General features: G+C 71.7%; 9 protein-coding genes. 6 read left to right on the forward strand and 3 right to left on the reverse strand.

Going from position 1 to position 9995, the window contains the following annotated elements; translation table 11 throughout:
• The first annotated feature begins 186 nt into the window (after window positions 1-186).
• On the forward strand, window positions 187-966 hold the full coding sequence (locus ACWD3I_RS45430) for an SDR family NAD(P)-dependent oxidoreductase (RefSeq protein ID WP_365413318.1): 780 nt from the start codon (window positions 187-189) through the stop codon (window positions 964-966).
• Window positions 967-1043: 77 nt separating this feature from the next.
• On the opposite strand, the gene ACWD3I_RS45435 is transcribed toward ACWD3I_RS45430, so the two are convergent.
• Together ACWD3I_RS45435 and ACWD3I_RS45440 are read right to left on the reverse strand one after the other, a co-directional pair.
• On the reverse strand, window positions 1044-1553 hold the full coding sequence (locus ACWD3I_RS45435) for a GNAT family N-acetyltransferase (RefSeq protein ID WP_365413330.1): 510 nt from the start codon (window positions 1551-1553) through the stop codon (window positions 1044-1046).
• Window positions 1554-1768: 215 nt separating this feature from the next.
• Window positions 1769-2296 carry an FABP family protein gene (locus ACWD3I_RS45440; protein ID WP_365413320.1) on the reverse strand — a complete coding sequence of 176 codons (528 nt, stop codon included), beginning with the start codon at window positions 2294-2296 and terminating at the stop codon, window positions 1769-1771.
• A 141-nt stretch (window positions 2297-2437) separates the two neighbouring features.
• On the opposite strand from ACWD3I_RS45440, the gene ACWD3I_RS45445 reads away from it, so the two are divergent.
• The 4 genes from ACWD3I_RS45445 (at window position 2438) to ACWD3I_RS45460 (ending at window position 6462) form a co-directional block, all read left to right on the forward strand.
• A complete protein-coding gene (locus ACWD3I_RS45445) occupies window positions 2438-2659 on the forward strand; it encodes a hypothetical protein (protein ID WP_365413322.1) in 222 nt (73 codons plus the stop codon).
• A gap of 195 nt (window positions 2660-2854) precedes the next feature.
• On the forward strand, window positions 2855-3748 hold the full coding sequence (locus ACWD3I_RS45450) for an MHYT domain-containing protein (protein WP_365413324.1): 894 nt from the start codon (window positions 2855-2857) through the stop codon (window positions 3746-3748).
• A 100-nt stretch (window positions 3749-3848) separates the two neighbouring features.
• Window positions 3849-5351 carry a metallophosphoesterase family protein gene (locus tag ACWD3I_RS45455; protein WP_365413326.1) on the forward strand — a complete coding sequence of 501 codons (1503 nt, stop codon included), beginning with the start codon at window positions 3849-3851 and terminating at the stop codon, window positions 5349-5351.
• A gap of 82 nt (window positions 5352-5433) precedes the next feature.
• Window positions 5434-6462 (forward strand): LLM class flavin-dependent oxidoreductase, encoded by a 1029-nt coding sequence (locus ACWD3I_RS45460; protein ID WP_365413328.1) that lies wholly within the window; start codon window positions 5434-5436, stop codon window positions 6460-6462.
• Between the two features lie 86 nt (window positions 6463-6548).
• On the opposite strand, the gene ACWD3I_RS45465 is transcribed toward ACWD3I_RS45460, so the two are convergent.
• Window positions 6549-8276 carry a sensor histidine kinase gene (locus ACWD3I_RS45465; protein ID WP_451084389.1) on the reverse strand — a complete coding sequence of 576 codons (1728 nt, stop codon included), beginning with the start codon at window positions 8274-8276 and terminating at the stop codon, window positions 6549-6551.
• Window positions 8277-8627: 351 nt separating this feature from the next.
• On the opposite strand from ACWD3I_RS45465, the gene ACWD3I_RS45470 reads away from it, so the two are divergent.
• Window positions 8628-9830: a globin domain-containing protein gene (locus ACWD3I_RS45470; RefSeq protein WP_451084387.1), complete on the forward strand. Its 1203-nt coding sequence runs from the start codon at window positions 8628-8630 to the stop codon at window positions 9828-9830.
• Window positions 9831-9995 lie beyond the last annotated feature (165 nt).

Genomic DNA, 9995 nt, shown 5'->3' on the forward strand with positions numbered 1-9995 from the left:
TGGTCGTCGAGCGCGGGTCCGAACAGATCGCCGTGGACCGCCCGTTCCCAGCCGGGCACGCAGCTCGTGCGGGCCGAGGACGAGCAGGAGCGCGTGCACGTCCAGCACGGGCCGTACGATCACCTCCCACCACCTCACCGATCCAAGCGCGCGTTCGATTCGATCAGTGCGTCTAGGGTGCGAGGCATGAGCTCGCAGACATATCTCTCCGAAGTGTTCTCCCTGGACGGCCGGGTCGCCGTGGTGACCGGGGGCAGTTCCGGCATCGGGCGGGCGATCGCCGGGGCGCTCGCTCGCGCCGGGGCGGGTGTCGTGGTGGTGGCGCGCAAGGAGGCGGAACTGGTCGCCACGGTCGACGAGTTGACCGCGGCGGGCTGCCGGGCGGCGTGGGTGAGCGGCGACCTGGGCACCCGTGCCGGGGTGCGCGCGGCGGCGGAGCAGGTGGCGGAGGTGTTCGGGGAGCCCGACATTCTCGTCAACAGCGCCGGGATCAATCTGCGGCCGCCGATGGGTGAGCTGGGCGAGGACGTGTGGGACACCACGATGGCGGTGAACCTGGAGGCACCGTTCCTGCTGGGCCAGCGGTTCGGGCCCGGCATGGCCGAGCGGGGTTTCGGGCGGATCATCCACGTCACCTCGCAGCAGGCGCACCGGGCGTTCGTGCAGAGCGGTGCCTACGGGGTCTCCAAGGGGGCGCTGGAGTCGCTGGCCCGTTCACAGGCCGAGGCGTGGTCGCCGTACGGGGTCACCTGCAACACTCTCGTGCCGGGTTTCGTGATGACGCCGCTCAACGCGCGGCTGGCGTCCGACCCCGAGAAGGTGGCGGAGCTGGCCGCGCGCACGATGGTCGGGCGCAACGGTCTGGCCGAGGACTTCGCGGGTGCGGCGGTGTTCCTGGCGAGCGGTGCCTCGGCGTACGTCACGGGGCAGGCGCTCTTCGTCGACGGCGGGCTGTCGGTGCACTGAGCCTCGCATGCCGCCGTGCGGGAGCGTCGAGCCCCCGCACGGCGGGTCCGGCCGGCGCCTGTCCGGTGGATCAGGCCTTAGATGCCGAAGGGGGCCGCGTAGCGGACCGTGCCACTGGGCAGCGGGTGTGCCGCGTCGAGGGCGAGGGCCATCATGGCCTCGTCCGGGACGTCGAGGGTGATCCGGATGCCGTGTGCCGAGGCCCGGGTGAAGCCGAACCGCGGGTAGTAGGGCGGGTGTCCGAGGACGGTGACGAAGCGCTCGCCCCGCTCCCCGGCCGCCTCGAGTGCGGCCCGGACGGCCGCTGCCCCGGCACCGGTGTTCTGGTATTCGGGCAGTACGGCGACGGGGCCCAGGCACAGGGCCGGGGTGTCGTCGATGTGGCAGCGGGTCATCAGCGCGTGGCCGACGACCTTGCCGTCCTGGTCGGTGACGACGAGGGACAGGCCGTCGATCCAGGCGGTGTCGGTGCGAAGGGCCTCGACGAGATCGGCCTCCAGCGGGGTGTCGAAGGCCGCCAGGTCGATCTCGCGGATGGCGGGGATGTCGGCGCCGGTCTCGGCGCGTGTGATCCAGTCGGTGCGCATGCTCATGACGGGGTAGGGATCCGTTTCATGGTGGTGTTCGTGTGGGTGTCGCCTCGCGAGCTCACGCTCCCGGCGAGGCAGCTCCGGTTGAGGTCAGACCGTCGCCCGGGACGTGAGGAAGGTCCGGGCGCTGCGCACGGCAGTGGTCTTGAGCGCGGTCATCGACCTCGCCTCCCCGCATTCCTCGACTCGGGCACACACGAACGCGGACGACACTACCGCTTGCGGCGCAGGCTCGCGGAGAGATGGTGCTGCAAGGGTTGGCCGACCGCCGCGAGGTCGTGGAGGAAGGTGAGCGTGTCGCCGTCGGTCAGGGTGTAGCGGCGGCGGGTGGCGGTGACGTCCTTGGCCGTGGGGGTGAGGGCCACGTCGTGGGTGGAGAGGTCGACGGCGCCGTCCGCGGCCTGCCCGACCGCGATCTCCGCGATGCCGGTCGGCTGGGTGATCAGCGCCTCCACCCTGCCGTCGGGCTGAAGTCGCCACCAGCCGCTCTCCCGCGCCGCCGGCCGCAGGGGCGCACCGTCCCCGTCGAGCAGCCAGGCCCTGGCCTCGTAGTGGAGGAAGGGGCGCCCGTCGTGGCTGAAGGTGACTTCCTGCGCGTACGTGAAGTCCGCGGCGAGCGTGGGATATTCGCCTTGGCCCCGCCCGTGCCACGTCCCCAGGAAGCCGAGCACGGGTGCGAGCAGTGCGTGCGGGACGGGCGCCTCGTCGGGGCTGCGGCCGTCGGGGTACGGAATGTCCATGTGCGCTCCTCAGATCGTGCCGGTGCCGGCTGAGAGCCTAGGCCGCCCACCCTCACGTCTCGTCCCCGCACGCCGAAACCCGGGTGCGTCGCCTTCCACCGCCCCGCGACCGGACCACTCGACACCAGGGGGCGTCCCGACATGGCGGAACCAGAGACGTATGCCGTGCTGTTCCGCGACGGCGAGCCGCACGCCGCGGTGCTCACACAGGTCGGAGACCGCACACCGGACGTCGTGCTCGACGGCCTGCCGCGGGACATGGCGGAAGCGGCCGTGGCCGAGTTGGTGGCGGCGGGCGCGGAGGCCGAGGTACGGGCCGGGCGCCGGCCGAGCTGTCCCGTTTCAGGCGATTCACTCGGATGAGCGGCGCCAAGGTCGTCGCCCCCTGTCCCCCGCGCCAGCCGAGTCATGAATGGCCGGATCTCGTCACTGAGTGACCAAAGTGAACCTGTGATGGTTCAGAGTTCACTGGTTACTGGCGGTAAATCCTTGCTTTACCCGGTCCTTACCCGTAGACCTTGCTCCATCAGCAGCCGTGACTCTGGGGGGAGTTGGCTTATGGAAGGCACGGTTGACGGGTTCCGCTACGGCGTCGTGACGCCGGTGGCGGCCTATCTCATGGCCTGTCTGGGAGGGGCGCTGGGGCTGCGCTGCATCGTCCGGTCCCTGCTCAACGAACAGTCGTGGAAACCCGGTTGGCTGGCGCTGGGCGCCGCGTCGATCGGTTGTGGTATCTGGACGATGCACTTCATCGCCATGATCGGCTTCCAGGTCGAGGAGACAAGGATCCGCTACGACGCGGGCCTGACCCTCCTCAGCCTCGCCGTGGCGGTCATCGTGGTCGGCATCGGCGTGTTCATCGTCGGGTACCGCGGCGCCGGCACCGCCAACCTGGCCCTGGCCGGCACGGTCACCGGACTCGGCGTGGCCGCGATGCACTACCTGGGCATGTACGCGATGCGGCTCAACGGCGCGGTCAGCTACGACGTGTTGACCGTCTCCCTGTCCATCCTGATCGCCATCGTCGCCGCCACCGCGGCACTGTGGGCCGCCGTCACCATCCGGGGGTTCATGACGAGCCTCGGGGCCAGTCTCGTCATGGGCGTGGCCGTCTCCGGGATGCACTACACGGCGATGGCCGCGGTCAGCGTCCATGTGCACAGCACGACCGGCGGCACCTGGGACGGCGAATCGACCTCCTCGCTGCTCCTGCCGATGCTGCTGGGACCGGTCATCTTCCTCGTACTCGCCGGCGTGGTCGTGATGTTCGACCCCCTGCTCGTGCTGGGCGACGGCGACTGGAACCGCCCCACCTCGCGCCGGCGCCCCGCCAAGGAGCCCGCCGAGGAACCGGCCGCACCACGGCACAGCTCGGCCTTCGACCCGCCCGCGGCACGCCTGCACGCCCGGCAGCACCCGTACGAGGCGTCCCAACGCACCGGCGAGTGGTGATCGGCACCACCGGCCAACAGCCTCCCGCCCCAGGGACGTTCACGAACGGTAGAACCCTCCCCCCGCCCGGCCTCCGCCAGATCATTGTTACGGTGCACCGGTGTCTGAATCATCACGCGATACCGCCGAGGGCGCCGGCTGGGGCACCGCCGAACCCGGCGCGTACGAACGGCTGATGCCGCCCAAGGTCGAGAAGCTCTCGTGGCTCGACCCGCGGACCCTGTGGGCGGCCCGCAACGGCGTGCTGGCCTCCTGGTTCGGGGACCCCACCGGCCGTACCCGCAGCCGTTGGGTGGCCCAGCGCGCGGCCGCCGGAGCACCCGCGGACAAGGTGATCCGGCGGGACGACCCGGACCGGTTCTCCTTCATGGTGATCGGCGACACCGGAGAGGGCGACGCACCCCAGTACGCCGTCGTGCCCGGCTTCCTGAAGGTCAGTCAGGACAGCCGTTTCTCCGTCGTCGCCAGTGACGTGATCTACCCGGTGGGCAGCGCCGACGACTACGACACGAAGTTCTTCCGCCCGTACCGGGACTACCCGGCGCCCATCTACGCGATACCGGGCAACCACGACTGGTACGAGGACCTCGGCGCGTTCATGCGCGTCTTCTGCGCCGACACCCCGGCACTCGCCCCCGAGCCCAGGCCGCGCCCGCTCAGCCGGGCCTGGCTGCGCTCCCTGCTCTGGCACCGTCCGAGCCCGCACGACGGACAACGCCTCGACCAGGCACGGCAGTTGCGCTCCGCGACCGGCCAACGGGCGGCCCAGCCCGGCCCGTACTGGGCGATCGACGCCGGGCCGGTGCGGATCATAGGCATCGACACCGGACTGCTGGGGACGGTCGACGCCGAGCAGGGCGCCTGGCTCCGCGAGGTGTCCCAGGGGCCGCGCCCGAAGATCCTCGTCACCGGCTCGCCCCTGTACGTGGACGGTGAGCACCACCCGTGCCCGATCGACGGGGGCGGCACGGTCGACGAGATCGTCCGCGCCGCTGAGCACCACTACGTCGCGGCGATAGGCGGCGACATCCACAACTACCAGCGCTACCCCGTCGACGTGGACGGCCGCACCATCCAGTACGTCGTCTCGGGCGGTGGCGGTGCCTTCATGCACGCCACCCACACCATCCCCCGCGTGGCCGTCGCGAACGTCACGGAGCAGGACTTCCGCTGCTATCCGCTGCGCGGCGACTCCCTCGCCTTCTACAGCACCCTCTACGGGCGCCGACTGCGGTTGCGCCGCTTCTTCACCCTCACCGAGGCCGACGCGGCGGCCGTGATCGCCGAGCGCCTGGGCATCCCCCTGACCCGCTCCCCGGGCCGGCCCGCCCGCGTCACCTTCCGCACCCGTCTGGTCGCCAGTCTCCTGGGCGCGGGCGGCCGCCCCGACCGCACCTCCCGGTTCCGGCTCCCGGTCCGCAAGATCTACACACAGCTGTTCTCCCCCGGCTCCGCGACCTACAGCCCGCCGTTCTTCAAGTGCTTCCTGCGCCTGGACGTCACCCCGGAGGCGATCCGACTGCGCTGCCACGCGGCCACGGGCAATCGCCGCCAGGAGCTGGACCCGCCGGTCGAGGACGAGGTCACCATCCCCCTGATCTGATCGCACTGGCGGGGAACATCGCAGACCAGGATCAAGTTGCCACAGCTGTACGACGTCGATCGGTGCTCACCTGGAGGAGCCGGTGCCCCCCACCTCTCGCCCGTTGCGCAAGCTGGGCTTCCTGACCATCGGCCTCTTCGACGAAGCGGATCCGCGCCGCGGCCACGAGTCCACGCTGGAGATCATCGAGCTGGGCGAACGGCTCGGCTTCGACAGCGCCTGGCTGCGCCACCGGCACCTGCAGTACGGCATCTCCTCCCCGGTCGCGGTCATGGCGGCGGCCTCTCAGCGCACGAGCCGTATCGAGCTCGGCACCGCGGTCATCCCGCTCGGCTGGGAGAACCCGCTGCGGCTGGCCGAGGATCTGGCGACGGTCGACCTCCTGTCCGGCGGCCGGATCAACCCGGGCGTGAGCGTGGGCCCGCCGATGCACTACGACCAGGTCAAGGACGCGCTCTACCCGGACACCGCCGACGTCGAGGACTTCTCCTACGAGCGGGTGCGGCGGCTGCTGGACCTCGTGCGCGGCAAGCCGGCGACCGACTTCAGCGGCGTCGAGGGCTTCGAGGTGTTCTCCGACCGGGTGCAGCCGCACTCCCCCGGCCTGGGCCGGCGCCTCTGGTACGGCGGCGGCAGCCTGAGTTCGGCGCGCTGGGCCGGCGAGCACGGCATGAACTTCCTGACCAGCAGCGTCGTCAAAGCCGAAGACCCGGAGGAGACAACGGACTTCGCCCAGATCCAGCTCTCCCACATCCGGGCCTTCCGTGACCACCACCCCGACGGCGAGGCCGCTCGCGTCTCCCAGGGCCTGGTCGTCATCCCCACCGACTCGGCCACCCCCGAACAGCGCGCGCGGTACGAGGAGTACGCGGCGAAGCGCACCCCTCGCACCACGTCACCGCAGGGTCCGGCCCGGCTGATGTTCGCGCCGGACATCGTCGGCACCTCGGCCGAGATCGCCGAACGGCTGCACGCGCACGTCGCGTTCCGCGAGGTCGACGAGGTCGCGTTCGCGCTGCCGTTCACCTTCGACCACGAGGACTACGTGCAGATCCTCACGGACATGGCCACGCGGCTCGGCCCGGCACTCGGCTGGCAGCCGTCCGCCTGACGCGGGCCCGTCCAGGATGCGGCGCCCTGCCGACCGCCGCCGGGACAGGGCGCCGCGCGGGCGGTGTCCGCCCGTTCCGCAATCCCCTACTCCGACGAAATCGGCACCCACCACACCAACGCGGTCCCGCCGTCCGGCAAGCTGCTCAACTCCAGTTCCCCGCCCAGCTGCTGGGCCCTCTCCGCCATGTTGCGCAACCCGCTGCGGCGGCCCTCGGACGGAATGCCGACGCCGTTGTCGGAGACGGTGAGGCGCACGTGGTGGGAGTCCTCCGTGAGCACGACGTCGGCGCGATCGGCCCGCGCGTGCCGGGCGATGTTGGTGAGCGCCTCGGAGAGCACGGCCACCACGTGGTCGGCGATCTCGCGCGACACCTGGGTGTCCAGCAGCCCCTCCATCCGCACGCTGGGCGCGAAGCCCAGCACCGGCGCCGCCTCGCCCGCGACCCGCACCGTACGTGCCCGCAGACCGGCGCCGCCGACGCCCCCGCGCGCCCGCAGACCGAAGATCGTCGACCTGATGATCTTGATGGTCTCGTCGAGATCGTCCACCGCGCGCACCACGCGCTCGGAGGCCTCGGGGTGATCGATGAAGCGGCCCGCGCTCTGCAGGGTCATGCCCGTGGCGAACAGCCGCTGGATCGCCAGGTCGTGCAGGTCACGGGCGATCCGGTCGCGGTCCTGGAGCACCGCGACCTCCTCGGCGTCCGCGCGCCGCTCCGCCAGTTCGATCGCGACCGCCGCCTGCGCGGCGAAGCCCTTCAGCGGCTCGATCTCCTTGCCGGAGAACACCGCCCGGCCCCGCTCACGGACCAGCAGGACGACACCCCGGACAGCCCCGGGGTCCGTTCCGATGGGGACCGCCACGGCCGGGCCGAGCCCGGCGAAGCCGTCGGGCCCCGACGACATCAGCTCGTCGTGGGACACGTCGCCGCTGGTGACCGGAGTGCCGGCGGCGAAGGCCTCACCGATGAGGCTGCCTTCGCCGGGCAGCACCAGACCCCGGTGTGCGTCCGCGTCCGTCCCTACGGCGAGTTCCAGGACGAGGGAGTCGGTGTCCGCCATCGGCACCGCGACCACGGCCAGTGCCGCACCCGTGATCTCGCGGGCCCGGTCGGCGATCAGCCGCAGGACCTCGCCCTGCGCACCGCCCGACATCAGTGTGTGGGTGATCTCCGCGTTCGCCCGGAGCCAGCGCTCCCGTAGCCGGGACTCCTCGTACAGGCGGGCGTTGTCGATGGCGACCCCGGCCGCCACGGCCAGCGTCGACGTCACCGAGACGTCCTCCTCGTCGAACTGCGCCGCGCCCCGCTTCTCGGTGAGGTAGAGATTGCCGAAGACCTGGTCGCGCACCCGGATGGGAACGCCGAGGAAGGTGTTCATCGGCGGGTGGTTGGGCGGGAAGCCGTACGACGCCGCATGCTCGGAGATCTTCGCCAGGCGCAGCGGCTCGGGATGGCGGATCAGCTCCCCGAGGATGCCGTGCCCCTCCGGGAACGGGCCGATCCGGGCGATCTGCTCCTCGGTGACCCCGACCGTGTGGAAGGCCGACAGCCGGCTGCCGTCCGGGCCGATCACTCCCAGGGCGGCGTACTCCGCGTCGACCAGCACCGCGGCGGCCTCGACGATGCTGTGCAGTGCCTGCTCCAGGTCCAGTTCCCGGCCGACGGAGAGCACCGCCTCCAGCAGGCTGTGCACCCGGTCGCGGGTGCCGCGGGCCGCGTCGAGCCGGGCCTGCAACTCCTCCAGCAGCTCATCCAGCCTCAGCTGCGGCAGCCGCACACGGGCCTCCCGGGACTCTTCGGGGCCTCCCACCTGCGTCTCCTCCGATCCCTGGGCCGCACGGACGCCGCCCGCTCCGGTACTGCTCACGCTATCGGCCCCACATGCGTGACGGCACGGGAACGGGGGCGGCGCCATGGGGCCCGGTGCCGCCCGCCGTGGGGCCGAACGGCCCCGGCCGTGAACCGGTCGGTCCCGCCGGGGAGCGGGGAACCGGGACCTTCGTCCCCGATCACGGTGCCGATGGTCCCTCGCCCTCCCCCTCCGCCCCGAAGAGACCGATATGCCGGATTTCCCCTTGCTATACAAGGGCTGCCGCCGCGCGATCAGCGGCCACCGGTTCCCGCTTTCCCGTCCCGTCCCGTCCCAGCCCTGGGAGGCTTCATGCTGTCCGCCGAGTCCACCGCCGCCGTGAAGGCCACACTGCCCGCCGTGGCCGGAGCGCTCGACGAGATCACCACCCGGTTCTACGCCACGATGTTCCGCGACCGGCCCGAGTTGCTGGACAGGATGTTCAACCGCGGCAACCAGGCCGACGGCTCCCAACAGCGGGCGCTGGCCGGCTCGATCGCCGGCTTCGCCGCCGCCCTCGTCAACGACCCCGACACCAGGCCGGACGCCCTGCTGGCGAGGATCGCCCACAAGCACACCGCGGTCGGCGTCACCGACGCCCACTACACGATCGTCCACAAGTACCTCTTCGGCGCGATAGCCGAGGTCCTCGGCGACGCGGTCACCCCGCAGGTGGCCGAGGCCTGGGACGAGGTCTACTGGCTGATGGCCGGTGCCCTCATCGCCCAGGAAGCCCGCCTCTACCAGGAGGCGGGGGTGACGCCGGGCGAGATCTGGCGGCCGTGGACCGTCGTCGAGCGCCACGAGGAGACCACGGACGTGACCTCCTTCCTGCTGCGTCCCGCCGACGGCCGCCCCGCGCCGGCGGCGAAGGCGGGACAGTACGTCAGCGTCCGGATGCGCATGCCGGACGGCGTGCACCAGGTGCGGCAGTACAGCCTGTCCGCGGACCCCGGCGGCGGCCTGCGCCGCATCACGGTCAAGCGGGTCGCGGGGACGGACGCGAGCCCGGACGGCGAGGTGTCGAATCTGCTGTACCGCGCCGTGCGGCCCGGGGACGAGCTGACCGTCTCGGCGCCCTGCGGCGACGTCTCCCTCGACGAGGCCGACACACCGCTGGTCCTCGTCTCCGCCGGCATCGGCTGCACACCCATGGTCGGCATGCTCGCCCACCTCGCCGAAACCCGCTCCAGCCGCCCCGTCCTCGTCCTGCACGCGGACACCACCCCGGCCGCACACGCCCTGCGCGCCGAAACGCGCCAGCTGGCGGACCGGCTACCGCAAGCGGCGACCGAGTTCTGGTACGAGCGGCCCGCCCCCGCCGAACCCGACGCGCACACCGGCCTGTTGGACCTCACCGGCCTGGACGTGCCGACCGACGCCACCGTCTACCTGTGCGGCCCGCTGGCCTTCATGCGCACGATCCGCACCCAGCTGCTGAGCCTCGGCATCCCCGCACACCACATCCACTACGAGGTGTTCGGCCCGGACCTGTGGCTGCCTGAAACGGCCTGACCACCTGTCCGGCCCCTCGGTCCCAAGCTGTGGCCGCCCGGTCCTCATCGCAGCGGCCCAGGTGCCCGGGGCCCCCCGGCCCCGCGCCGCGGGGAGCACCCCACCACCGCGACCCCCACACACCCCACCCAAACTCCGACAACACCACCCAAACCGCCGAAAGAA

The sequence above is a fragment of the Streptomyces sp. NPDC002817 genome (genome assembly GCF_053592055.1).

What these genes read in the sequence shown, in the direction of transcription:
- ACWD3I_RS45440 (WP_365413320.1), bottom strand. Translation starts at nt 2,296, where the DNA reads ATGGACATTCCGTACCCCGACGGCCGCAGCCCCGACGAGGCGCCCGTC.
- ACWD3I_RS45445 (WP_365413322.1), top strand. Translation starts at nt 2,438, where the DNA reads ATGGCGGAACCAGAGACGTATGCCGTGCTGTTCCGCGACGGCGAGCCG.
- ACWD3I_RS45450 (WP_365413324.1), top strand. Translation starts at nt 2,855, where the DNA reads ATGGAAGGCACGGTTGACGGGTTCCGCTACGGCGTCGTGACGCCGGTG.
- ACWD3I_RS45435 (WP_365413330.1), bottom strand. Translation starts at nt 1,553, where the DNA reads ATGCGCACCGACTGGATCACACGCGCCGAGACCGGCGCCGACATCCCC.
- ACWD3I_RS45430 (WP_365413318.1), top strand. Translation starts at nt 187, where the DNA reads ATGAGCTCGCAGACATATCTCTCCGAAGTGTTCTCCCTGGACGGCCGG.
- ACWD3I_RS45470 (WP_451084387.1), top strand. Translation starts at nt 8,628, where the DNA reads ATGCTGTCCGCCGAGTCCACCGCCGCCGTGAAGGCCACACTGCCCGCC.